Below are 25,874 nucleotides of genomic sequence, written 5' to 3'. Positions count from 1 at the left end.
GCAAGATAAAGTTGTTTCAAGGTTGACCGTTACGGCAACCAGGCAGTAAACATTTGGGGTTATTATGCAATTTGATTCGCTTCGCTTTAAGTTAACGTCTGGGGTGGCTTTGTTTATTGCCATCAGTATCAGTGTGATGACGGCCGTTGGCTGGTATTCGATGAACCAGAACAATACATCCGCCAACAAGCTGCTGAGCTCTTCGATGCAGCAACAAGCACAATTAACTTTAGCAGATGCTGCGGCTGGTATCGCTTTTGAAACTGAAGCCCTGATCAACCGCAATTTTGATTTATCGAAAAACTTCGCCGCGCTGCTCAGTGCCACAGCCCATGGCAGTAAGTTACCTTCCTATAGCCGGGAGCAAGTGCAGGCGCTGGCTGGTGAATTACTGGGTGCGAATCAGGGCATCAGTTCGATTTATGGCCAGTTTGAGCCAAACGGCTATGATAATGCCGATGCCAGTTTTAGCCTGGAGCAATTGCATAGTTCCAAAACCGGCACGCTGGAAATCTATTGGGTGCGGGAGCAAGGTCAGCTGAAATTTGTCCAGACGCCGGATCCAGCGGTGAAATATGCCGATAAAAAGAATGAATTTGGCATCCGGGAAGCTGAATGGTACCTGTGCAGTAAAGATCAGAAAAAAGCTTGTCTGATGGAGCCTTATTTGTGGCAAATCACACCAGGCAACAGCGTACTGCTGACTTCGCTGGTGTCGCCTGTGCTGGTCAATGGCGAATTTCGTGGGGTAGCCGGTGTCGATATGAATTTACCGGTATTACAGACCTTATTAGAAAAACAAGCGCAAAATTTGTATGGCGGCAACGCCAGACTCTATCTGCTCAGTACCCATGGTTTGTTGCTGGCCAGTAACCAGTATCCGGATAAACTGGGTCAGGCATTAGAGAAAATTGACGACAAGTTAGCAGCGCATCTGGCAGCCCAAACCGGGCAGACTTCTGAGTTTGGAGATGATTTAGTCATTAGCCGGCAACTCGCAGTGGAAGCGGCGTCGGCAGGCTGGAAAGTCGTGATCACAGTGCCAAAAACGGTGGCACTGGCGGTGGCGAATCAACTGGCACAACAGTTGGATGAAGACGCTGCCAGTACCACCAGCAAAATGGTCGGGCTTGGCGTGTTGTTGTTGTGCGTTTTTGTGCTGATCACGGCCATCTGGTTAAAAGCGGCGACCATGCCGATAGTGGCCATGAGTCGATTAATGAAAGAACTGGCCGGTTCTGAAGGTGATTTAACCCATCAGTTGGCCAGCAGTAAAGATCGGGAATTGCAGGATATGGCGGATGGTTTTAACGCCTTTACCGCCAAGTTACGTGCCATGATCCTGGCGCTGAAGCATTCTTCCGGTCAGTTGCAGCAACAGTGTCAGCAATTGGTTGGTGTCAGTGGTCAAACTAATCAGGCGACCAGCCTGCAATCTGCAGAGGTACAGAATGTAGCATCGGCCATGCATCAGATGACGGCAACAGCGCATGAAGTGGCCAGTCTGGCAGGCCGGACGGCGGAAGGGGCACAATCTTCCTTATCTGCCCTGACTCAGGCCAATCAGTTGTTCCAGACAACCGTTGGGGCTTTTAAAACTGTGGCGGGGGAATTTGAACAAACCCGCCAGGCGGTGGAAACTGTGTCGCACAGCAGTCAGCAGATCAACGGTATTATTGAGGTGATCCAGGCGATTGCCGAACAGACCAATTTGCTGGCACTGAATGCCGCTATTGAAGCGGCGCGGGCTGGCGAACAAGGCCGTGGTTTTGCGGTGGTGGCGGATGAAGTCCGCTCCCTCGCTGCCCGGACTCATACCTCCACCGATGAGATTAAAAAACTGATCCACGGTTTACAGCAACAAGTGGCGACCACAGTCAGTCAAATCACTGCCAACACCAGCAAAGTCAGTTCTACCTTGTTAGAAGCCGAAAGTTCTTATGAGCAGCTCTCCAGTGCCACGGCCGGTATTTCCTCCATTGCGGATAATGCTTTTCAGGTGGCGGCGGCTGCAGAAGAGCAAAATCAGGTCAGTGAAGAAATTAACCGCAATATCACTGCTATTGACGACGCCACCCGCGAGCTGGACCAATTGTCGGGGACCAATCTGACGATCAGCCGGGCTATTGATCAGATCACGGCCGATATCGATCAGCAACTGGCAAAATTACGCAGTTAAATGAGCAACGCAGTGCAGCAGGGCAAGGATCCGATGGACAGACGCAGCAACCTTTGGCAACGAGGTGAGAGTGGCAGCCTGGGGTTTGCTCTGTTGCTAAGCTTTGCCTTGTGCTTGTTGCTGGGGCATGTTGAAGCAGCTTCACCTCCTGCAGTTGAGATCCTGCCGGATGGGGCTAAGTCTGGACAGCAGTATAGTGAGCACAGTGCTGCTGAGACACGCCAGGACCAAAAAGTGCAAACCTTACGCTTCAGTACGCTGGAATGGCCACCTTACACCGGTGCCCGTTTGACAGGGCAAGGTGAAACCAGTCTTTTGTTACAACGGGTGTTCCGGCAGTTAGGTTATCAGGTGCAGATTGATGTGATGCCCTGGTCTGATGCGATGGCGTTGGTTAATCAGCAACAACAGGGTTTTCGTGGTTTTTTTCCGGAATATCCACTGCTTGACTCGCGCTATATCCAAACCTCAGCCATTGGTTATTCCGAACTGGGATTGGTCGAGCCGGTGCAGGCGCCTTTATTGCTGACATCAGTGCAGCAGTTAGCCCGGCTGAAAATTGGCGTGGTGGATGGTTATCTGAATATGCCTGAACTCGATAGCTTAATAGCGGCAGGTAACATCCGACCTGTCCGCAATTTGACCGACCGGCATAATATTTTGCAGGTTGCTGCTGGTCAGTTGGATGCCGCCGTCATTGATAAAAGAGTGCTGCAATATTTACTGCAGCATGATGCTGAGCTCAAAGCGGTGGCAGCAAAGGTGCAATTTAGTCAGAGTCTGACTGAACACCGAAGCTTGCATCTGGTGCTTCCCGCCAACCCGACGAATCAGGCTTTAGTGAACGCCTTTAACCAGCAACTGGCCCGCAGTAAAAATCAGTATATTGGCTCACGCTAACTTTATTTTTCGCCCAGCTGTTTTGATATCTGCTGTTTCCATCTGTCCTGACCGCCCGACTTGGCTTTGACATCAAAAATTATTTGCAATTGCGAATCGTTCTCGCTAGTATTCGCGCAAATTTCTGACAAAGTCCAGCGACCTGGTGCCAGCCGCTGTCTCAGGTAAAAATAAAGGTAATCAACACATGGCGTATATTCAGGCAAAAAAACATTTAACAGCCAGTCGCACGGCGCTGGCTTCAGCATTATTAGTGGCTATTCCAACGGTCGCGCTGGCGGCTGAACCAGCCGACCCGCAAAAAACCGGTCGTCTGCAGCAGGTCAAAGTGACCGCAGATGCGGTGGAGCCTGAATTTGTCGCGGAAAAAGTCAGTTCGCCTAAACATACCCAGCCGTTGGTAAATACGCCACAGACGATCGTGGTGTTAAAAAAAGAGCTGTTCCAACAGCAAGCCGCCACCAGTTTGGCAGAGACGTTACGCAATACCCCAGGCATTACCATGTTGATGGGTGAAAACGGCAACACTGCGACCGGTGACTCTATTTTTATGCGCGGTTTTGATACCCAAGGCAGCATTTTTGTCGATGGTATCCGCGATTTGGGCTCGATCAGCCGCGATACCTTTAACACCGAACAAGTTGAAATCGCCAAAGGTCCGGCTGGCGTCGATAATGGCCGCGGTGCGGCTTCAGGTTATGTCAACCTGAGTTCAAAATTAGCCAACCAGGAAGATGCCACCACTTTGGGCGCCACAGTGGGCTCAGCGCAGCATAAAAGAACGACCCTGGATACCAATCAAACGCTGGCGATTGAAAACGCAGCGTTACGGGTTAATCTGCTGTGGCAGGATTCAGGCGTGCCAGGCCGTGATCAGGTTGAAAATAACAGGTTAGGTCTGGCGACATCTTTAGGTTTAGGTCTGGGCACTGCGACCCGTACCTACCTGAATCTATTCCATGTTAAACAAAATAATGTGCAAGACGGCGGTGTGCCGACAGTGGGTTTACCAGGTTATTACAATGCGATTTTTGATCCTGTTAAATCAAGTTCCTTTGCCAATGGCGGCCCGCTGAGTGCGGTCAAGCCGACGCCGGTTGACAGCAGCAAATTCTACGGCGATGCCAGTGATGAGAATGATGTGACAGCACAAATGTTCACCGTCAAAATTGAACACGATCTGACTGCTGACTGGACCATCCGCAATACCGCTCGTTTTGGTGAGTCGACGCAGGAAATGACATTAACTGCGCCTTTTAGCGGCGTATTCAGCACAGGCTCTGAAGCAAACAAAAATCTGCAAGTCATTAAAGATCCAACCCAGTGGAAGCTGGAATTACTGCGCCAGGGCGTTGATCGGGAAAACCGCATCATCACCAACCAGACCAACCTGACCGGTCATTTGCAAACGGGCGAGGTCAAACACGACCTGACCACAGGGGTTGAATTTATCTACGAAAGCCAGCTCAATAACACAGTCGCGACAGCCAATGGCGTGGCGCGGCCACAGACCAACCTGTATCAGCCAGATAGCAAGGTGACGTATCCGGCGGTACTGAACAATGGTCAGCTGACGGATGGCGAAACCATGACTTCCGCCCTGTATTTACATAACACCGCGCATTTATCTGAGCAGTGGCAAATCAGCACCGGTTTAAGAGCTGAGCATTTTAATACGGATACCCGTCGGGTTGTGGCGCAGGGGGAAGTGGCAAAAGGTCAGGTACAAACCATTCCGGTCGGGACTTTATTGCCACAATCAGCCAGTGCCAGTGACAATCTGCTGAGCTACAAAGTGGGTGCTTTGTACAAGCCAGCCAGCAATGGCAGTGTCTATCTGAGTTATGCCACCTCACAATTACCACCAGGTAGCAATAACTTCGCACTGACCACCAGCGGTGCTGTTGGGGCCGATGCACCAAACGTCGATCCGCAAAAAGGCACCAATCTGGAGCTGGGCACTAAGTGGCAGTTGCTGGATAACAAAATTGCCCTGACCGCAGCCGTGTTTGAAAGTGTTAACGACAATGAATTTGTCACCGACGCCGATAGTACAGTGCGCGCTATCGGTGAAAAACAGGTGCGCGGTCTGGAACTGGGTGTGGTCGGTAAAATTCTGCCGCAGTGGGAACTGAGTTTAGGCGCGGCTTTATTGGATCCAAAAATTAGCCGGGGCAGCAAAGGTGGCAGCCGCGTGGATGACGGTGGCACTATTGCCTGGTCGCCAAAACAAACGCTGACCTTATGGAACAGCTATCAGTTGACTGACAGCCTGACTGTGGCGGGTGGCATGCGTTATGTATCCACTGCCGTCAGTAGCAGTGTGGTGCTGGAAACGGCGAAAGCCACCCGTTCAGTGCTGGAAATTCCTAGCTACTCAGTGTTTGATATGATGGCTTCTTATGCGGTGAATCCGTCAGTGACAGTCCAGCTGAATATCAATAACCTGACGGATAAAGTGTATATTTCGTCGCTGAATAACGCCGGTCTGCGTTATTTCCCTGGTGAAGAACGTTCGGCCAAACTGGGTGTCAACGTGGCATTTTAATCCAGCCGCTGGAGCAATCTTTGCGCCAGATCAGCACCATCAACACAGGCCTCAGCTATGCTGGGGCCTGTGTTATTCTGGCAAGTCAGCCACTAAATGGCAGCGTCACGCACCTCGCAGGCCGCTGCAGGATTTTAATGAGGGCAGCAGCATGATGTTTCATATTGAAGGCTTACTCAGCAGAGCTGAAGTGGCTGAATTTCGTCGCTTATTGGCACAAGCCGACTGGACGGATGGCCGCGCTACCGTGGGACCGCAAGGGGCGCAGGTAAAACAAAACCGCCAGTTGCCGGTTGATAGCAGATTGGCGCTGCAGCTGGGCGAATACATCTTGCAAAAGTTGTATCAGCACCCGCAGTTTTTGGCGGTAGCTTTACCTTATCGCACTGTGCCACCGCTGTTTAACAGTTATAGCGGCGGCGAGCATTATGGCTTGCATGTGGATGGCGCGATCCGGATTTTACCGGGCAGCACTTTGAGTTTACGCACCGACGTTTCCTCTACCTTGTTTCTGACAGAGCCGGAAGAGTATGACGGCGGTGAATTACAGGTGGTCGATACTTATGGTCTGCATGAAGTGAAATTGCCGGCCGGAGATTTAATTGTCTATCCGTCCAGCAGCCTGCATCAGGTGTTGCCAGTGACACGGGGTGAGCGGGTGAGTAGTTTTTTCTGGACCCAGAGTATGGTGAAAGATGATCAGCAACGCGCCATGCTGGCCGAATTGGATGGTCATATTCAGGCTTTACGACAGCAGTTGGGTGACACTTCACAAGTGCTGGGTTTGACCGGACATTACCATAACCTGCTCAGGCAATGGTCACAGTTATAGCGCAAGATTGCCGGTGAGCGCGGCATTTTCTGCTGGTGGCGTTGGCAACAGCTGACGCCACTGGCCTAAATATAATGTAATTGAGAATTATTACTATTTAAATGCGTTAAAATAAGCTAACATAAGCCTTTCGAAAGCTTATTTAGTTGCCTTATGTATTTGCCGTTTTACCATGAAGTACTGCATTATCTCTGTCACCGGCTGGGGGATCGCGATAAAGCGCAGGAGCTGACGCAAGAAGCCTTTAGCCGGCTGGAGCGTCACCGCCAACGCAGTGAGCTGCCGCTGGAGCAGCATAATCCACGCGCGCTGTTTTTTGCCACCGCCCGTAATTTGTTGATTGATCAGCACCGCCAAAACCAGCTACAGCAGCCACAGCCTGCTGAAGTCTTGCCGGAAACGGATACTTTGCCAGCAGGGCGCCAAGCCGATCCCGAAGTGCAGTTGGCAGCACAACAACAACTGGCACGGGTTTATCAACAACTGGCCGCTTTGCCTCTCGCGACCCGGCAAGCTTTTGTCATGTTTAAATTTCAGGGCCAAAGTTATGCACAAATTGCCGATAGCCTGGGGGTATCGGTCAGTATGGTGGAAAAACATCTGATCCGGGCGATGCAGGCTGCCCGGCAAGCAGTGCAGAGCCCAGAGCAGGTGCAGGGAGCAGAGCAATGAACAGTAACAACCCGCAATCAGCCGTGACAACACAGCAGTTGGCATCTGCGGCAGATATCGCCAGTCGTTGGTGGTTGCGGTTACAACAACCGGAGGCGGCGGCAGAGCTAGCAGCCGAATTTCAGCAGTGGCTGGCGGCCGATCCGCTGCATCCGCTTTACTATCAGCAATGTTGCGAACTTCAGCAGCAATTATCGGGCCTGAGTCCGGTTTGGCAACAGCAGTTATTACAAGCGGAACCCTTATGCTGGGCGGATGAGCCTGCCGCAGCCACTGCCATGGCAACCGAAGTCGTGGCTGGGTCTGCGGCTGCGAACGAAAAGTTGGGTCAGCTTGCGGCCGTCCCTGCGCAACAGACCCTTCTACCAAGTCTTCGACGAAGTCTTAGACGAAGTCCTGACAAAGGCGCCCAGCCGCAGGTGCTGCAACGCCAGCGCGCCCAGCGTCGTCAAATCTGGTGGTCCAGATTGGCCGCCTGTGTTGCTATGCTGGCGGTCTGTTGGCTGGGCTGGCAATCGCAACCGGCTGAACTGCAAAGCCATTGGCAAACGGGTGTTGGCCAGTTCGCCAGTTACCAACTGCCGGATGGCAGTGAAATCAAGCTCGATGCGGCCACAGCTTTGGAAGTGCACTATGGTGCCGACGAGCGCCAGGTGTTGCTCAAGCAGGGTCAGGCCTGGTTTGAAGTGGCGCCGGATAGCAAAAGGCCTTTTGTCGTGCTGACACCGGACAGTCAGGTCAAGGTGCTGGGTACCGGCTTTGCGGTTAGCTGGTTTGGCAGTTACAGCCAGGTCGAGGTGGCGCATGGCAAAGTGGAATTTAGCTATCCGGGTGAGATCAGGCAGTTGATTGCCGGTCAGCGGTTGCAGGGCAAGCCGGACAGCCAGATCAGCCAGTTGCCCGTTGCGGCGGTCGCAAGCTGGCGGCAAGGTTATCTGAGTTTTGACCAACAGCCGTTGTCTGAAGTGGTGATAGCGCTGAATCGTTATTTAGCTAAACCCTTGCGGCTGGCTGATCAATCCAGTGCAGCATTGCTGCTGACCGCCACTTTTCAGTTGGATCAGTTATCGCAGTTGCCGACAATTTTGCCCGCTGTATTGCCGGTGCAATTAGAAGCACAGCCAACACAATGGCTGATCCGCCAGCAGGGGGCAGCGACAGCCTTAAAATAAATTGCAAATTATTGTGAGTGATTCGCATTCTCAGACGTTTTCCTGCTAACCCCTTTTCAAACACAGGAAATTGCTGAATGAAACTAAACCCTTTTGCTTTTATGCTCAGGCCAGCATTGCTGGCCTGTAGCCTGCTGCTACTGCCGCATCAGGCGATGGCACAACAAACCGCAGCCACGAGTGCTGTGGTGCTGGAATTGTCCATGTCCGCGCAGCCATTGGGGGCGGCGTTGAATCAACTGGCTCAACAAAGTCAGTTCAGCTTGCTGGTGGATAGCCGCTTGTTACAAGGCCTACAGGCGCCCGCCTTGCAAGGACCTTACACGCTGCGCGATGCTCTGCAGCAGCTGTTGCAAGGCAGCGGGCTGGAAGCGCAAGTGCTGGACCGACAAATTTTGCTGAAAAAAATCCGCCGCAGTCAGTCGGCCAGTACGCTGGCGACGCTGAATGTGCAGGGCAGTCAGGCCGGTGCTTTTGTCGATGAAGGCTTGGTCGAGGCCGCAGATCGGCCTTATCTGGCGGCCCAATCCAAAGTCCATCTGAGTAGTACACACCTGCAGCGTCATCGTGGCACCAGTCCGGCCGATGTATTCAAAGCTATCACCGGCGTGCAGGTGGGGGATGCCCGCAACAGTAACGCTTTGGATGTGAATATCCGTGGTTTGCAAGGACAAAACCGGGTACCGGTGCTGGTGGATGGTTCGCTGCAAAGCGTGTCGTCGTATCGGGGTTATGCCGGTATGTCGGATGCTAGTTATGTCGATATGGATTTAATCAGCTCAGTGGATATCGAAAAAGGCCCGGGTTTATCGGCGCAGGGGGCTGGTGCTGTTGGCGGTTTGGTGCGGTTGACCAGCTTAAAGCCGGAAGATGTGTTATTACCGGGCCAAAAGTTAGGGGCCAGACTGAAGCTAGCCAAACAAAGCAATAGTGTCAGCCGCCCCTCGCAGTTTCATGTCACGCCACGACAAGGCGGTCGTGATGTACTGGCAAGTTCTGGTGGCAATGGCAGCCTGAGTCTGGCCGGTAAATTTGCTGATTGGGCTTTGCTTGGTGCCGTCAGTCGGCGTGATTTGGGCAATTATTTTTCCGGTCGTAACGGTCGCGAGCACTATGTGCAACTGCGCCGCGAAACTCAGACCGATTATGTGGATGAGCAATGGGTTGAGGTTCCCGTGACGGTGCTGGATGAAGGCATTGCCGCTTTTTTCCATGCCGGTGATGAAGTGCTGAATACCTCGCAACAAACCACATCCACCTTAGTGAAAGCGCGCTGGCAGCCAGATGCACGGCAAAAGCTGGAGCTGAGTCATAGATACACCGACAGCCATTTTGGCCAGATTATGAGCTCGCAGATTTATCGCAGTACCCAGGCGATATTACCGCAGTGGAAAGACAGCAAAATTGATCTTAATAGCCTCAGTCTGAATTATCAGCTGGCACCTGAAGCATTGCCTTGGTTACAGCTGACCAGCAATCTGTGGCATACCGATTTACAGTCGCGGGTCTATAACGGTGATGTGTTCCGTAATCCGCGTCAGGGCAAACCTAATGTCTGGGATCATGAATGCGAAAGTTGTGTGGACTTACTTTATCTGGCGCTGACGCAATCACAGCGCAGCGGCTTTGATTTAAGCAATCAGCAGCAATGGCAGACTGCGCTGGGCGCAGTGCAACTGAACTATGGCTGGAGCTGGCAGCGGGAAGCGTTGGCGCCGGCAGATTCAGTGCACTACAGCCTGGACGATCGGCAAAATAACTGGTTGCTGCGGGATGGTCACCGGGTGGAACAAAGTCTGTTCACAGCGCTTAACTGGGCGCCGACAGCAGCATTCAGTGCGCAGATAGGTGCGCGTTATCAGCGGTTTCAAAACGTTGATCATAATGAGCGGTTAGAAGCGCAAAAACGCCGGTATCAACTATTACAATTCAGTCGGTTACAACCAGATGGCACCGAACTTGATCTGGGCTGGATCCATTGGCTGGCGGATGATGCGGGTCAGTTTACCGCCGCCACCGATCCGCGCCTAAACGGCATTGGCACCGTCGAGAGTTGGGATTTTCCAGCGACGCCGATGGCAAATCTACAGTATGACCAGTCCCGGATTGGCGGTGAAGGCGAGTTGCCAACCGGTCAATATAACGCCATCCCGGGCCAAACCCGGCGTGATCACGGCATCACACCGATGTTGACGCTGGACTGGCACCCGGTCGGTGCCTGGAGTCTGTACTATCGGCATAGCCAGGGCTTGCGGATGCCAAGTCTGATGGAAAGTACACTGGGGTCATCGGTGTCAATCCAGCTGGTTGAGGTTAAACCTGAGCATAGTAAAAACCATGAAATTGGTTTGAATTATCTGGCCGACCAAAGATTAGGGGCAGAGCGGCTGCGCGGTAAAGTCGCGTTGTTTCAGCATAAAACCCACAATTATCTGACCAGAAAACCGCTTGACCGCAAGCTGGTGCCAAGTACCGATATTGGTCAGGCGATTGGCAATGTCGATCATTATCTGCTCAGAGGTGTTGAATTACAGGGCGAAGCCAGCTGGCAGCACTGGCAGGCGCAGCTGGGCCTGACCTACTACAGTAAAACTGAGCTTTGCGACAGTGCCACGGCGCAGTTGCTCAGAGATAAAGGCGATTGGATGCAAGCAGTGCCCAACTGCACGCCAGCCGGTTTTTCCGGCATGTATGTCAGTAACCATGTGCAACCGAAAGTCAGTGCCAGTTTCAGTCTGAGCTACCGTCTGTGGCAGCAACAGCTTGAATTCGGGCAACGCACTTTATACACCGGCTCTGCCAGTGCCAAAGTCGATACCAAAGCCAAGTGGATGGAGTATTTTGGCCTGGCCCCTATGGTGTTGACCAAGCCAGTTACTGTGGTGGATTTGTTCGCCAGCTATCGCCCGACGCCCAGCCTGGAAATCAATGCCGGCGTTGATAACCTGTTTGACCGTTATTATTTTGATGCGCAAACCCTCAGTTTAATGCCAGCACCGGGCCGCACTGTGCGGCTTGGGCTGAGTCAGAAGTTTTAAGGACAGCTGTGATGAATAAGATAAAGGATGCAGTTACCGCCGCCAGCCAGGCTGGCCGTAGTGTGCGAATTAAACAACATACCACCACAGCGCACGACAGTTTAGACGCGCTGATCATGCAACAAACGCCGTTTGCCAGTTTGGCGCATTATCGCCAGTTTTTAACCTTGCAGTATTTTTTACTGCAAGATGCCGCTGTGTTGTATCAACATCCAAGCCTGCAATTGTTGGTCGCCGATTTGGCAGAGCGCAGTCGATTTAGCTTGCTGCAACAAGACTTTGCTGACTTGGGCTGGCCACAGCCAGAGCTTTATGTTGCGCCGGCACTGACGCTAAGCGCCAGTTTACCGGAATTACTGGGCTGGCTTTATGTGATTGAAGGCTCAAAACTGGGGGCGGCTATGCTTGGGCGGCAACTGGGTCAACTGGCGCTCAGCGCCGAATTTGGCGGTCATTATCTGGCTGGACCCGGCGCGGGTCGGGGAGCTGCCTGGCGTGAGCTGCTGCAATTGTTTGATCAGCAGCAGCTCACTGCAGCAGAAGAGGCGGTGATGTTTGCAAGTGCCCGTCATGCCTTTGTGCGGGTGCGGCAACATCTGGCATGGTTGTTACAGCATCTGGCTTCGCCGAAGGCTTCGCCAGCTGTTGCAGTACAAATGCAGTCGTCGATGGCCGAGGTCTGACTCATGCCGGCAGCAAGCTCAAAACTGGGGGCAACCGAGCCAGATATAGCTAAGGTCAAGGTCGTCCAACAACGCTGGTTGCAGCAGCTGTATCTGCTGGCCGGCTTTGTGATGGTCGGATTGGCGGTATTAGGGGCTTTGCTGCCGGGCTTACCGACCACTATTTTTCTGATCCTGGCGTTGTGGTGTTTTGGGCGTTCGTCGCCACAGCGGGCGGCCAGATTACTGGCGCATCCGCGTTATGGTCTGATATTACAGCAGTGGCAACAGCATCGGCTGGTGCCGCGGCGGGCAAAATATCTGGCAACTGTCGGTATGAGTGCTGGCTGGCTGTTGTTATTTTGGCAGCAAGGCACGCAACCCTGGCTGTGGGCACTGGCTGCGTTGGAGTTGGCGGTGTTACTCTGGCTATGGCAGTTGCCATCGCAATTGCCGCCGAACCTGGCGCTGCCGTCAGCAGTGCCAAAGCCAGTTCAAGGCCGCTGGCTTACACTGCTGGCGCAACCCTGGTGTCGGATGTTACTGTTGTCGCTGCTGTTGCATCTGTTGTTGGCGCTGTGGTGGTTACTGGATTGGCGGGAACCGCCGCTGGCGCCGGTCGCCATGCGGCCACCCCAGGTGCTCGCGGTACAATGGATTGATGGTGCACCAGCGCCGCTGCAAGCCAGTACGCCTGCAGCCAAAGCCACACCGGCAGCCGTAGCCAAAGCCAGTCAGCGACAGCCCACAAAGTCGCCAGCGCCGGTTAAACAGCGCGTTAAAGCCGCGGCACAACCGCCGTTACCGCGCCAGATCACAGCGTCAGCGGCCAATGCTGCACCAGCGCCAGCGGCACAGGCTGCTACAACAGCACCAACCGCAACCGCAAAAACCAGTAAAGAGCCTGCGACCAGCCAGTCAAATGCAGCCTCAGCCAGTCAACAGTCTTTGCGGCAACAACTCAGTCACGGTTTAGCAAGCTGGCAGGCAGAAGTGATGGCGAAACTGGAACTGCAACGCCGTTATCCGGCGTCGGCGTTACGCCAGCAACTGCAAGGAGTGGTCTATCTGCGGTTACAACTCGGCCGCGACGGGCAATTACTGCAGGTACAACTGGTCAGGAGTTCTGGCCATCAACTGCTGGATCACGCGGCAGCACAGACTGTGCGCCAGAGTGCACCCTTTCCGGCGTTACCCAGTGAATTAACGGCACCTTATTTATTAACAGTCCCGGTTGAGTTTTTTCTCCAAGGTTAAGCATGCCTGCCATGCGCGTCAGAGCTGCACCTGCTCCCCTTCATTGAGCAGAGTTCTGGTATTGATAAACCGACCTTTCGTCGATGTTGCCGGCAATCCGGTCATGTTTATTCACCTGTTATCACAGCATCCAGCGCCGAGCTCCGTCATCCTTTAGGCTAGCGTCCAGTGAGTTTCGGTTGGATGAGAGCAGGGAGAGTGAGGATGCAATTAACAACATCAGCGGGTCTGTTAGGTCTATGCGTCGGAGTATGGCTGTTAACTGCCTGTAGTAGTGATGAGCTGGACCTTAAACTGGCAGATGACTGGGGTCAGTTTAGGGATAAAACCAAGGTGCAACTGATTAATGCCAGTCAAACAGCGCTGGATTTTCATCTGGCATCTTTTAGTGAAACCAATGGCGCGCCCGTGATCAGTGAAGCAAAATATCATCGCGGCAGTCTGGAAGTTGGGCAAGCTCCCAAAGACGTTGAGGTCAAGCGCAGTTACACCAATCACAAATTGTCAGTCCAGGTGTTTGATATGCTGAGTAAAGCGCCCGGAGAATTTCTGCAAATCAGCAGTGCGCCGGAAAAAGCATTGCAAGTGGTGGCCTGGCAGGACGACAGCAAAGTGCGAATTTCAGTGTTGCGGCGCGAAAGCAGCTCGCAAAATGGCCTGTACCGGTTGCGTTTGCTGGCGGTGGCAAATGCAGTACAGCTCAAAGTGGGCAGTGCCCAAGTCAGCCTGCAAAAAGGCCAGCTCAGTGACTGGTTCAGTCTGCAACATTGTCATGGGGAGCTGCTGCTCAACAGCAAAGTGCTGGACTTGTGTCAGGCTACGCCAGGTCAGTCATTTCTGGCGGTGCTGGATACAGAAAAACTGCTAAGCCTCAGCCAAATTTAAGCGGATCTGAGGCCTGCTCAGGCTGGCTGTAGTAACGCAGCCACCTGACTTCGTAACAACACACGGCTGCAGTAGCAGAGGGTTGCACCGCTGAGTCCCAGCAGTAAGGTGATGCTGGCGACCAGCCCAGGCAAGTTGGGCTGCAGCAACCAGGCTGGCAAAATGCTGTGCAGCAGTGGCCAGTGCCAGCCAACGAAGATCAGCCACAGCGCCAGGGCACAACCCCAGGCGACCGGTGTCAGATAATCCTGCAACAATCGGCCCAGCAACTGCGCCGGACGCGCCCCGAGCGCCAAATGCATCGCCAGCTCGTAGCGGCGTAAACTGAGCTGGTAACGCAACACGCCATAATTACCCAGCAAAGCTAACAATAGCGCCGTCAGGCTGAGCAGCAGGCTGAGAACCAGACTGAGCCGCCATAAAAACTGACTGTGCTGCAGTTTTTGCTGCAACAGCAAAGCCGACTGGACCCGGTAAGCCGGAGCCACTTGCGTCAGCAACTGGTTGAGTTGCGGTACTGTCAGGTTGCTGACGTCGGGTTGATATCGCAGCAGCAGATCCGGTAAAAAATGATAAAAATTGTTCAGCCATAACCGGGGGGGCTCGGCTTTGCCATTCAGTTGCAGATCAGCGACGACGCCAACGACGGTGACGGCGCTATCACCGTTCAGTCGCAAAGGCTGCCCGACGATGGCGCGCCAGTCTGGCTGGCTAATAGTGCTGGATCCCGTTTGCGGTTTGGCTGCCCACAAGGCTTTGGCAGCAGTGACATTGATCACCACCACCCCAGCTTGCTGTTGCATCTCCAGCGCTGTGACATAACGGCCGCTGACTAACGGCAGTTGTAATAAAGCTAACAACTGGTTGTCACTGTAGTTTGACTCCAGCCGCAGTTGTTGCTGAGCGTTGTCAGGCCAGCTCAGGCTGTCCTGCACCGACTGGTCGTTAAAATCCAGCATCACACTGCTGGTCAGTGCAGCCAGTTCGACGCCCGGTTGTTGCTGCAGCAGCGAACGGATCGCCAGTAATTCGGCCACAGGCGCTTTGGCGCTGGCGCTGTCCGCCACACGATTCAGCTTCAGTTGTTGCACAGCCTGCGGTTGAAAACCCGGTGCTTGCCACAACAACTGACTGCTGTGTTGTGCCAGTTGCAGGCAACAGAGCAATAACACAGTGGCTATCAGCGCCTGAGTGGTCAACAACAGTCGTCCGCTGCGGGCATGTTGTGCCTGACTGCCTTTACCACTGCGCTGTAATTGTTGTTGTAAGGCTGACAGCCTGGCATTGGCTTGGCCGAATCGGCTAGCACCATAAGCCAGCGGTACCAGCAATGCCAGCATGGCAAACCAGAGCGGCAGTTGTAACTGAAGTTCCTGCATTCTGGGTAAATAGGCTTGGCCCCATTGCCGGATCCAGGGCAGCAGCCAGGCCGACAGCAATAAAGCCAGCAGGGCACTGCTAAACAACAGTAACAGTAACTCGGCGAAGGTCTGCTGTGCTACTTGTCGGGGGGAGGCGCCAAGCGCGAACCGGATGGCTTGTTGCTGCTGACGGCTGTGTTGCCGGGCCAGAAAGAGCTGGGCCAGGCTCAGCAGTGCAATCAGCAGTAACAACAAAGCGCCGAGCAAGCTCAGTAAACTATGGCTTTGACTGCCAGCCTGGATCACCTGACGGAGCGGTTCCAGACTGATGCCGATCCGGCTTTGGACAAAATGCTGGCCATAAGGTGAGGCGTCCACTGCACTGCGATAAGCCTGATTTAATGGCACACTGAGTTGCTGTGCCAGTTCGGTTGCCTCAGTGCCGGAGCTGAGCTTCAGCAGCAGATGATGATCAGGCGCCAATGCTCCCCACCAGTGTTTAAATTCCTGGTAGGTCGGATTAAAATCCCAGGGTAACCACAGATCGGTTTGTTGCCCAGGTCCCAGCAGAGCAGGTTCGATAAAATCCGCCGCCGTCACTCCGATGATACGAAACGACACCGCGCCTAGTTGCAACTGTTGACCCAGTGCCGCTTGACTGCGCTGAAACCACAGTTGCCATAACCGATCGCTAATCACCACCACAGCACTATGCTGGTCAATGCCATCTTGCTGCTGCAAAGCTCTGCCGGCAGCCATCGGCACCTGCAGTAAACTGAAATACTCAGGGCTGACATAACCCAGTTGCAGTTCCGGGCTATCATCGCGATTACGCACCACATCGCGGCCAAAGGCGACTAAAGCTTGTTGTTGCACCAGGGGCTGCATTTTTGTCTGGCCTTGCGTTGGCTGCGACCAGTCTGCCATCTGCCGATATAGCGCCACCGCGCCGGCCAGCGTCAGCAGGTTGTTATACTCGATGCTATCGGCCTGATAGCTTTGCCCTCGAACCAGATACAATTGCTCAGACACTGGATAAGGCAAAGGTGCTGCCAAAATCTGATAGTTGAGTTGTAATGCCGTCAGCAAAGTGCCAAGGGTCAATGCCAACGTCAGGATCAGCGTCAGGCTGTAACTTTTGGCTTGTCCTAAGGCCGCGGCGGCAGCTTTGAGTAAGGTTAAATCAAACGGCATTCACAACTTATCCTTGGTAAAACGTCTTGAAGCGTATCGCGGCTTCGTTGCGGCAATCGGGCTTGAAATGGTCGCTGAAGATCTTGCTTGCTTCAGTCACAGACCGCCACAGCTTGCGGTTTAGTTCTGACCTGCTGATCATTCTGGTTATGTACCGCGTAGGGCTACTGCCGGCGGCTGGCGCAAGATGGGCCATAACACTGAACTGCAGCTCAGTAATGTCAGCAGACCCAGCATGCCAATAGGCATGATGACGGCGTTTACGGTCAGTTCGGGTATTAATTGGCGGATTGGCAGCAGCCATTGCTGCAGCAACAACAGACTCAAGCCGATAGCTGCGCCTGCAGTTACGCACGTCAATTGCGCCCGACTCAGTTGTTGCCACAGTTGCGACGGCGCGGCGCCGATGGTCAGTCGGATGCCCAATTCATGGCGGCGTAACAAAGCCGGGCTGTCGGCGTTCACTTTCGATTGTAGCGACAGCATCTTCAGCCGAGGTGAATATGGCTGCAGTTGGGCGATCCCGGCATTTTCCTGACGAAACTGCGTTGCCAGCCAATCAGACCATTGCGTTTGTAAGGCCGTCTCTTGCATGCTTGATGGCAATGACGCTAGCAGATAATAGCCTGTGCGACTGGCGGACCAAGATTGCCGTTGTGCGGTGCTAGCGGGATTAAAATCAAACGGCAGCCACAGCACAGTCGCACTTTGATCGACACTCATCAGCTTCGGCTCGATAAAACCTTTGGCTGTGACACCAATGATCTGAAACATTTGTCCCTGGATGAGCAGCGACTTTGACAGGATATCCGCACGCCCTTGGTACAGTTGTTGCCAGCTCTGATAACTCAAGACGGCCACGGGCTGATGTTGCTGCAGTTCTTCTTTGGCCTGAAAAAACCGGCCCAAATGCATCGGCACTGCGAGCAGTTCGTCATAGTCGGCTGTGACGTAACTAGTTGTCACTAAGGGTTTTTCTGCATGCTGCTGCAACAGCACAGTGCCATAACCCTGGATGGCGCGCAGACGAATACCTGCTTGTGGTAAGACCGCTTGATATAACTCGGTTAGTGCCGGCATCACAAAGGTCTCGTCGACCTCCAATTGTCCTTGCCGCTGGATTTGCCCACTCAGGACCATCAACTGTCCGGCCGCTGGGTAGGGTAAGGGGGCCAGCAGCACCTGATAATTCAGCAGACTGACCAACAGTAGCATTGCCAGGCTCAAGGCCAGCGTCAGTACGACAGTGCAAGCGTAGCTGGGCGCTTGGCACAGCGAATACCAGGCGGTACGCAAATCTTGTCTGAGGATCATGTTATTGCCCTTGCAACTGTTGACGGATCAACTGATCCGCGCTGCAGCTCTGACAGTTACGCAGTGGCATCAATAATGCCACTAGCGACAGACCGCCTAACAAGATACTGCTCAGCAGCAGTAACAGTGGCAGTTGTTGCGCCAGCAGTTGTAGGAGTTGCGGTTGCAGATAATGGCTAGCCACCAACAACAAGGCGATATTTTGTTGCTTTGGATTCATCCCCGATGGCAGCCAGACATCGGTATGGTGCGCATGCCCCAACAGCTTTGGTTCGCTAAAAGTGGTTGCCGCAATACCAACGACCGTAAAATCGATATCACCGATGCGTACTTGACGGCCAACCAGCGCGGGATGAGCGTTATAATGATGGCGCCAAATTTGTGCTGTTAATACGGCAACCGCATTGTTATTTCCGATATCTTCATCGGCACTAAAACCACGGCTATGCAGCAGCGGCATCTGAAACATTTGCATAAAACCTGGCGTGTTGTAGCTAACATGAATGGATGGACTATCTGCTAAATCGCGTAAGGTCATGGCTAAGGTTTGATCACGCAGTAAAGCATGGTTGCTGTGTTTGTCAGAAGGTTTGTCATAAAACTGTTGGATCAAGCCCGATGACATCATGCGCGGATCCAAAACCGAACCATCTTTTTCCAGCGACGCGGTGCTCCCTACCACCAATAGCTCCTCATCCGCATAGGGTAAAGGCGCCGCCAAAATCTGGTAGTTCAGGTTAAACATTGCAACCAAAGCGCCAAGCGTTAATCCTAAGGTCAGCACCACAGTGGTGACATACCCTTTGCCCGACTGAGAGCACAAAACACAGTTAAAAAATCCTGGCGGGAAATCATCCGTTTATCCTTCTGCTGATTTAGCTCAGCGTCACCGTGCTATGGCACCTTGTCCGGCCACAACTGAGCGAGCAGGGCAGAGCGTGTCGTCAGCAAGCTGCTGATGGCACGACTTGCCGCAGCGTGGATTGTTGCAGTGGCGTACCCTCAGCATCCAAAATTCGGCCATCCAGTAAATGCAGCTTGCGCGACGCCATATCGGCATAACGCGGATCGTGCGTCACCATGCACAAAGTGGTGCCGTTGTTATTGAGCTCACACAGCATATCCATCACCGCATCGCCGTTTTTCGAATCCAGGTTACCTGTCGGTTCATCGACCAGTAGCAGTGCAGGGTTGCCGACCAGTGCGCGAGCAATCGCAATCCGTTGTTGTTGACCACCAGACAGCTGATTGGGTCTGTGACTGGCACGATGGGTCATATCAACGGTTTTTAAGCAAGCCATCACCCGCGCTTCTAATTCTGCTTTTGGCACGTTTTGGCGGCGATAACGCAGCGGTAAAGCGACGTTGTCGAAGACGGTGAGTTCATCTATTAAGTTAAAGGACTGAAAAATAAAGCCGATTTTTTCATTGCGAATAAAGGCAGCTTCACTGAGGCTCAGGCCACTGACTTCTTTGCCTTCAATCTGATAACTGCCTTCAGTGGGCATATCCAATAACCCCAGCAAGGACAACAGCGTTGATTTGCCGCAGCCGGACGGGCCACAAATGGAAACAAAATCACCGGCAAAAATGTCTAAGTCGATGCCCCGCAGCGCATGGGTTTCCATTTCATCGGTGGCAAACACTTTGGTGATGCCTTGCATTTTAATTTTATGTTCACGCATCTTTGATGTCCTTGTTTTACAAGTGAAAGCAGGCTGTCCTGCTCTATATCCCGGGTTATTGCTACAACAGCCTGATTTCTGCTGTATCGCGATAAGTGCTCATATCCGAAAGCACCAGTTTATCACCTAAGCTAGCGCCTTGTTTAATCTGTAAATACCGACCTGCTTCATCGCCAAACTCCATCGGCATGCTTTGCAGCAACTGACCATCTGGGCTGACTTTGAACAACTCGCCTTTGCTGTGGCTCTGGATATTGACCGGTCTCTCCACATACAAAGTGTGACTGAGAGTGGCGGTAAAAATCTGCGCGTCGATATTGAGCTCTGGCCTGGCAGAAGCAGGTACCGCCTGGGTGAACTTTAATTCCACTTCGACAGTGCCTTCGACCACTTGCGGTGTGATCCGCGTGACTATGGCATCGGCTTGTTCACGTCTGGTGTTAATGCGGGCTTTTTGTCCCGGCTGAATCTGTTCGGCTTTGCTTTGCGGCACCCGTACTAACGCCAATAAATCCTGATCGCTACCGACCAGCGCCAGCTCCTGACCAGGCGCCACACTTTGACCCAGCTCCACCGGCAGCCGTTGTAACACGCCCTGAATACCGGCGCGAACTGTCAGTCGCTCAAGTCGTTGCCGCAGCCGGCTTTCATGGGCGATGGCTTGGTTCAACTGTTCTTGCGAAATATTCAGCGCTTCCTGATTGACTAACTTCAACTGCGCCAGCCGATCTTGTTGCAGTTTCACTTGTTCCGCTAGTTGTGATTTTTGTAGCACAGTGGTGTTAAACGTCAGTTGCGAGACTATGCCTTTGGCCGCCATCTCGGCTTCGGCGGCGTGGCGCAACACCACCATTTGATAGTTGGCATTAAGCTCTGCGAAACGGCCTTCTTCGGTCAGGTAATCACGTTGATTGTTCAATTGCTGGCGGCGTACGTTGGCTCTTTCCTGGGTGGTTGCCATAGTTGCAGCTTCAATTTCTTGCAATAATTCGGGATCACTGAGGCGTAAAATCACTGAGTCAGGGCTGACCTCGGCGCCAGGTTTTAATACCACTTCTTCTACAGTCGCTGCGCTTAACGCACTGATCAGTTTTTGTTTGTCAGAACGTAACACGCCATAACCATCGACTGTCACTGTTAAATCACCTTGTTTCACTTCGGCAAACAGTAACTGGCTTTGCTCAATTTTGACGGCATGGCCTGGCGACGTCAGCACCAGTGTGCTCAGCAGCAGCAGGGTCAGTGCGCTCAGCAACAGGGCTGGTTTTCGCCAGCGGGCAGATTTTTTCGGTTTTTGTACATCCATGGTTGAACCTTGTTGTTCTTAATGCCAAATTGCAATTCACCACTCGCCAGTCCGGCCAGCTCCTGTTCAAGCTCCCGGCCAGCCTGAGCTGTGGTCGCTGCTGGTGGTTTTTGTGCACGACGAATGAATATAGCAAAGGTTGTGCCATATTTAATTTGTTGATATTTAATGTTATTTTTATTGCTTTGCGGCTTCTTGGTGCACTATCGTCCGATTCCGGACGGTTTTTTCCGAAATCGGACGTTTGAGAGGACAGATGGATAAAACCTTGTATTTTTTGCGCCATGCCACTGCGCAGTTGCGTCAGCCTGAGCTGCCGGACAGGCCTCGTCAGTTAATTGCCAAAGGCCAGTTGCAAGCGCAAAAAGTGGCGGCGCTATTGCAACGTCAGCACATCAGTCCGCAACTGGTGCTCACCAGCCCTTATCCCAGAGCGGTGCAAACCGCAGAAATTGTCTGTTATGAGGCGGCACTGGCGGCCTGGCAACCCTGTGACTGGCTGGCGCTGGAGACACCCACAGCGCAGGCTCTGTCAGCACTGCAGCAATTATTGCCGCTGTTACCACAGCATACTTTACTGGTTGGGCATGAACCGGATTTTTCACTGCTGATCAGCCATTTATTGCGGATGCCAACCCCAGCGCTGCAGATCAAAAAAGCCTCGCTCTGCGCGCTGGACTATCGAAACGGGCATTTCGAATTGGCTTGGTTACTGCCTTGTGCGCTGTTGAAATAGCTTGAGGTGGATTGAGCCGGGCCTATAACACCCAGTGATGGCTATAGACCTGGCCCTGCCAGTCTTCAATAATCAGCCAGAGTTTGTCACCGCTTTGCAACTGTGGTGGCGTACTGGCATGCACATGCAGGCCGTGTTTATTGCCATGCAACAAGCTGCTGTGCTGTTTGCTTAAAGTGGTTAAATCGGGTGGGGTGTCGCTCACCAGCAAAAAGCCCTGACGGATTTTCTCCACACAACCGCTGCACCACTGCAGGTAATAATCTTTTACCCATTCACCATGGTGCGGGTAAGGGCCATCTTCAGTCAGTGGCATCACGCTGACATCAAAAGGACCCAGCTGTGCTTTGGGCAACGCCGGTGGAAATTGCAGTTGCAGCGATTGGTACATAAACCAAAATGGCAGGATCAACACCAGACCATTGAGTTTGAATTTGGATCTGGCCCAAAAGAAACCAATCTTTTGCGTTGCTTGCTTCATCTTTTTGCCCCTGTCTGCTGCAAGGTGCCCACAGTGTGGTGGTCGTTTGTTGTTATGCTGCTCAGTTCAGCACAGCTGCGGCTGGCGCGCACAGTCCGGCTGCCCCAAATCATAAAGCCGGTGATGGCCATGCCACTGACTAATAAGCCAAACAGAAACCAAATTGCTTTGGTCCAGAGTCCGCCGATAGTGCCGTAATGCAGCGGATCCGTCACCGACATCAGGGTTTCCAGCCCGGCCATCTGCGCCGGCACCCGGCTATCAGCCACTTCGCCGGTCCATGGGTTTAGCCAGACCGTATACGAATACTGATCAAACCAAACCGAATCGCCATAACCCGAAATGCGGTAGTAATCGCGTGGATGTTCCGGCATGGCAATAAAAGCTGGCTGCAACTGAGGCAGAAATTGCTGCGCTGTGCTGAGCGCCTGCGCCAGCGGGATCATGCCTGGCAGTTGACCATCAGCCGTCGCTTTTGGTACGGCCAGGCTACTGAGCGGCTCGACTTCATAATAAAACTCAACCTCGTTATGCCAAAGTACGGCCTGGAGCAGATACCAAAGACCCGTCAGCGACATCAATAACAAAAACCAGATCGACCAGACTCCGGCCAGCCGGTGCAAGTCGGCCAGCACGGTTTTCTTACCTTGCTGCAGTCGCAGTTTGGGGGCGGTAAAAGATTGCCAGAAGCGTTTATAAATGATGAGTCCGGTGATCAGCGCGCCCAGCATCAGCAACGACATCGCGCTGACCAGATAATAGCCAAGGCTATAGCTGTGTTGCCATGGGAACAGCAGCCAGCCATGTAAGCTACGCATAAAGCTGATGAAATTCAGCCCCGGATTAATCTCCTGCACCACGGCGGTATAAGGATTGACGTAGGCAATGGCTGCCGGCATGGTTTCTGTGGTAAACAGCACAGCGGTCACCAAATAAGGTTCCATCACCATCACTGAAGTCACTGCGGCACCCGGCTCGGCCGCGAGGACCGCAGCGACCAGCTCTGCCACAGGTTTCGCCGCTAAATTTTCCGGATTCAGCGCGCGGGCATTTTCGTTAAATAACCAGGTCAGTTCATGACTCAGCACGGCAATGGTGCCGGTAAGGCAGACGGCGGTAAAGATCAGCCAGACCGGTAACGAACACCAGCCATGCAGCTGAAACCAGAATTTTTGTGAAATTTTCATCGGAAAATACCTGTCATAGGCCCATTGGCCAGAGGTCAGCACCACGGCGCAGCACCGCCTTGCGTTGAGCAGGGGGAGTGCAGAAAGTTGTCAATGTACCTGAGTTCTTTTTAAACACCAAGCAAATATAGCAATCATTCGCATTCATATTATCTGGCTTTCATGTTTAAGTTATTTAAAAACAATGAATTAAGTTTTTGAGAATGATTTTCAATCGAGTTTGAGTAGAATAAATGTGATAATGATTCCTATTTATACAATCTATTGGGGTTTATTGATGTCGAAGTCTGCTCGTGCAATGTTCAAGCACTCAACTGCTGTGGTTGGTGGTCAATCGTGGTCTGTGATCGCGCTGGCTATCAGCACTGCGCTGGTCAGTCCGCAGTTGCTGGCGGCAGAGGAAGCCAGTGTGGAACGGCTTGAAATCAGTGGCACTCGGGCGCAAGGTTATCTGGTTGATCAGAATAGCAGTGCCACCAAACTGGATTTAAGCCTGAAGGATACCCCGCAAGCCATCAGCATTTTATCGGCAGAACAGCTGCAGGATTTTGCGCTGAACAATATCAATCAGGCGCTCGATCAGGCGACTGGGGTCAACGTCGAGCGGATTGAAACTGATCGGACTTACTACAATGCCCGGGGTTTTGATATTACCAATTTTCAGGTGGATGGCCTGGGTTTACCTTTTACCGGCGGTGGCATTGAAGGCGATGTTGATACCGCCATTTTTGAACGTGTTGAAATTATCCGGGGTGCCAATGGCTTAATGTCCGGTGTTGGCAATCCTTCTGCCACAGTCAATATGGTGCGCAAACGGGCTGGTGCCGATACTGCCGCCACTATCAGGGCCAGTTATGGCTCTTTTGCCAACACCCGGCAGGAAGGGGATGTTCAGGGCGCATTGACCGATGGCTTAAACCTGCGGGCTGTACTGGTCAAAGAAGACAAAGACTCTTATCTCGATCGTTACAACCATAACAAAACAGTTGGTTATCTGGTGGCAAGCGCCGCCCTTGGCGACAATACGTTGTTCACCTTTGGTCATAGCGCACAAGATAGTCAGGGCAGTGGTGGCATGTGGGGCGCGCTCAGTCTGTATTATGGCGATGGCAGTCCAATTGCTTATCACCGTTCTGCCAGCACTTCGGCGAATTGGTCCTATTGGCAGGTACAAGATAACCGCTCTTTTGTCGAGCTGTCCCATCAGTTCAATGACGACTGGAAACTGATCAGTAGCTATCAATTGTTGCATAACGAGCAGGCTGGCGATCTGTTTTATGTCTATATCAGTGCCGAACACGGCATAGATCCGATCACCGGGTTAGGGACTACCGGTTATGGCAGTTTCTATAGTAAAACCGAAAAAACCCAGCTGGCCGATCTCTATCTGCAGGGCAAATTCAGTCTGGCCGGTCGACAGCATGAATTGGTGACAGGCGCCAATATCGCCGATCGACACTACACAGATTTATCTTTGTATGACTACAGCACGGGGCTTGGTTTTCCGCTGATGCCGGCATTGATAGGCTGGCAGGGCAATACGCCGCTGCCCAGTTTTAACGATGGCGCCGCCGGTAGTTTGGTGGATGCCGATCAGCAAGCCCTCTATGCCGTGGTGCGCTGGGAGCTGCTTGATAGTCTGAAACTGATTACCGGTGCCCGCTGGATTGATGCCAAGGTGGCAGGTACTTCTTATGGCGTCGATCAACAGACCGCTGAAGATGGCTTGGTGCCTTACGTCGGCGCTGTCTGGGAATTAACCCCGCAAATTAACCTTTACGCCAGCCATACTGCTATTTTTCAGCCGCAAAAAGAGCGTGACGACAACCGTCGTTTGTTACCTGCGGTCGATGGTAAAGCGACAGAACTGGGACTAAAAGCCAGTTTATTGAATGATCAGGCGCTGTTGTCTGTCGCCGCCTTTGAGATTGAACAGCAAAATTTAGCGGTGTTTGTTAAAGACGTGGCGGATCCGACGCTGGGTTTATACAAAGTGTACACAGCTGCTCAGGGGATCCAAAGCAAAGGGCTTGAACTGGAGCTTAGCGGCAGTTTAACTGAACAATTGCAACTGAGCGGCTCAGTCACGACCGTCGACATTGACGGCGACGACTTAGTCAAAGGTTATACCCCAAAGCAAGTGGCCAAACTAGCGGCGGTTTACCAGCTGTCCGCCTTACCAGGTGCCAGGGTTGGCCTGAATTATCGTTGGCAATCCGACATTTCACGCAAACAGGGGGTGGTGACAGCTGCTTATGCCAATGCCGGTCAGGACATTATCACTAGGCAACAAGCTTATGGCTTGCTGGGATTGATGGCCAGTTATGACATTGATGCGCAGTGGCAACTGCAGGTCAATGCCAATAACCTGACCAACGAAAACTATCTGAACAGCCTGTACTGGGCACAAGCCTACTATGGCGCACCGGCCAATTACAGCCTCAGTGTCAGTTACCAGTTCTAAG

General features: G+C 52.8%; 19 protein-coding genes. 12 read left to right on the top strand and 7 right to left on the bottom strand.

The window, feature by feature from the left end; all coding sequences use genetic code 11:
• Positions 1–64 precede the first annotated feature (64 nt).
• The 10 genes from AC53GJ_RS16205 to AC53GJ_RS16160 all read left to right on the top strand — a co-directional run bounded on the left by AC53GJ_RS16205 (position 65) and on the right by AC53GJ_RS16160 (position 14,145).
• Positions 65–2,179, top strand: a complete 2,115-nt coding sequence (locus tag AC53GJ_RS16205) for a methyl-accepting chemotaxis protein (RefSeq protein WP_496729252.1) — start codon at positions 65–67, stop codon at positions 2,177–2,179.
• Positions 2,180–3,079 carry a substrate-binding periplasmic protein gene (locus AC53GJ_RS16200; protein WP_496729250.1) on the top strand — a complete coding sequence of 300 codons (900 nt, stop codon included), beginning with the start codon at positions 2,180–2,182 and terminating at the stop codon, positions 3,077–3,079.
• Positions 3,080–3,266: 187 nt separating this feature from the next.
• Positions 3,267–5,627 (top strand): catecholate siderophore receptor Fiu, encoded by a 2,361-nt coding sequence (locus AC53GJ_RS16195; protein ID WP_496729248.1) that lies wholly within the window; start codon positions 3,267–3,269, stop codon positions 5,625–5,627.
• A 151-nt stretch (positions 5,628–5,778) separates the two neighbouring features.
• Positions 5,779–6,459, top strand: coding sequence for a Fe2+-dependent dioxygenase (locus tag AC53GJ_RS16190; RefSeq protein ID WP_496729246.1), 681 nt, complete (start codon positions 5,779–5,781; stop codon positions 6,457–6,459).
• Between the two features lie 153 nt (positions 6,460–6,612).
• Positions 6,613–7,131 carry an RNA polymerase sigma factor gene (locus AC53GJ_RS16185; RefSeq protein ID WP_496729244.1) on the top strand — a complete coding sequence of 173 codons (519 nt, stop codon included), beginning with the start codon at positions 6,613–6,615 and terminating at the stop codon, positions 7,129–7,131.
• Positions 7,128–8,303 (top strand): FecR family protein, encoded by a 1,176-nt coding sequence (locus AC53GJ_RS16180; protein WP_496729242.1) that lies wholly within the window; start codon positions 7,128–7,130, stop codon positions 8,301–8,303. Before AC53GJ_RS16185 ends, AC53GJ_RS16180 begins: the two co-directional genes overlap by 4 nt.
• A 77-nt stretch (positions 8,304–8,380) precedes the next feature.
• Positions 8,381–11,341 (top strand): TonB-dependent receptor, encoded by a 2,961-nt coding sequence (locus AC53GJ_RS16175; protein ID WP_496729240.1) that lies wholly within the window; start codon positions 8,381–8,383, stop codon positions 11,339–11,341.
• An 11-nt stretch (positions 11,342–11,352) separates the two neighbouring features.
• Positions 11,353–12,024 (top strand): biliverdin-producing heme oxygenase, encoded by a 672-nt coding sequence (locus AC53GJ_RS16170; protein WP_496729238.1) that lies wholly within the window; start codon positions 11,353–11,355, stop codon positions 12,022–12,024.
• Between the two features lie 3 nt (positions 12,025–12,027).
• Positions 12,028–13,260: a TonB family protein gene (locus AC53GJ_RS16165; RefSeq protein WP_496729236.1), complete on the top strand. Its 1,233-nt coding sequence runs from the start codon at positions 12,028–12,030 to the stop codon at positions 13,258–13,260.
• A 204-nt stretch (positions 13,261–13,464) separates the two neighbouring features.
• Positions 13,465–14,145 (top strand): hypothetical protein, encoded by a 681-nt coding sequence (locus AC53GJ_RS16160; protein ID WP_496729234.1) that lies wholly within the window; start codon positions 13,465–13,467, stop codon positions 14,143–14,145.
• Positions 14,146–14,162: 17 nt separating this feature from the next.
• Here AC53GJ_RS16160 and AC53GJ_RS16155 read toward each other — a convergent pair whose 3' ends face one another.
• The 5 genes from AC53GJ_RS16155 to AC53GJ_RS16135 form a co-directional block, all read right to left on the bottom strand.
• Positions 14,163–16,700, bottom strand: a complete 2,538-nt coding sequence (locus AC53GJ_RS16155; protein ID WP_496729232.1) for an ABC transporter permease — start codon at positions 16,698–16,700, stop codon at positions 14,163–14,165.
• Between the two features lie 147 nt (positions 16,701–16,847).
• Positions 16,848–18,014, bottom strand: coding sequence for an ABC transporter permease (locus tag AC53GJ_RS16150; protein ID WP_496729231.1), 1,167 nt, complete (start codon positions 18,012–18,014; stop codon positions 16,848–16,850).
• 1 nt (position 18,015) lies between these two features.
• Entirely contained in the window at positions 18,016–18,837 is an 822-nt protein-coding gene (locus tag AC53GJ_RS16145; protein WP_496729229.1) for an ABC transporter permease, read from the bottom strand.
• Between the two features lie 121 nt (positions 18,838–18,958).
• Positions 18,959–19,699, bottom strand: a complete 741-nt coding sequence (locus AC53GJ_RS16140) for an ABC transporter ATP-binding protein (protein ID WP_496729227.1) — start codon at positions 19,697–19,699, stop codon at positions 18,959–18,961.
• 61 nt (positions 19,700–19,760) lie between these two features.
• Complete coding sequence (locus AC53GJ_RS16135; protein ID WP_496729225.1) at positions 19,761–21,005, bottom strand: HlyD family secretion protein; 1,245 nt, start codon at positions 21,003–21,005, stop codon at positions 19,761–19,763.
• A 256-nt stretch (positions 21,006–21,261) separates the two neighbouring features.
• Here AC53GJ_RS16135 and AC53GJ_RS16130 point away from each other — a divergent pair, with 256 nt between their 5' ends.
• Positions 21,262–21,741 carry a SixA phosphatase family protein gene (locus AC53GJ_RS16130; protein ID WP_496729223.1) on the top strand — a complete coding sequence of 160 codons (480 nt, stop codon included), beginning with the start codon at positions 21,262–21,264 and terminating at the stop codon, positions 21,739–21,741.
• Positions 21,742–21,763: 22 nt separating this feature from the next.
• On the opposite strand, the gene AC53GJ_RS16125 is transcribed toward AC53GJ_RS16130, so the two are convergent.
• A complete protein-coding gene (locus tag AC53GJ_RS16125; protein WP_496729221.1) occupies positions 21,764–22,222 on the bottom strand; it encodes a PA2404 family protein in 459 nt (152 codons plus the stop codon).
• Positions 22,219–23,409 (bottom strand): PepSY-associated TM helix domain-containing protein, encoded by a 1,191-nt coding sequence (locus AC53GJ_RS16120; protein WP_496729220.1) that lies wholly within the window; start codon positions 23,407–23,409, stop codon positions 22,219–22,221. Before AC53GJ_RS16120 ends, AC53GJ_RS16125 begins: the two co-directional genes overlap by 4 nt.
• 277 nt (positions 23,410–23,686) lie before the next feature.
• Here AC53GJ_RS16120 and AC53GJ_RS16115 point away from each other — a divergent pair, with 277 nt between their 5' ends.
• Positions 23,687–25,873: a TonB-dependent siderophore receptor gene (locus tag AC53GJ_RS16115; protein WP_496729218.1), complete on the top strand. Its 2,187-nt coding sequence runs from the start codon at positions 23,687–23,689 to the stop codon at positions 25,871–25,873.
• The last annotated feature ends 1 nt before the right edge of the window (position 25,874 follow it).

The organism is Rheinheimera sp. B2H12 (assembly GCF_059620065.1).
The sequence above is the reverse complement of the archived record's forward strand: the minus strand, read 5'-3'. Positions and strand labels throughout refer to the sequence as shown.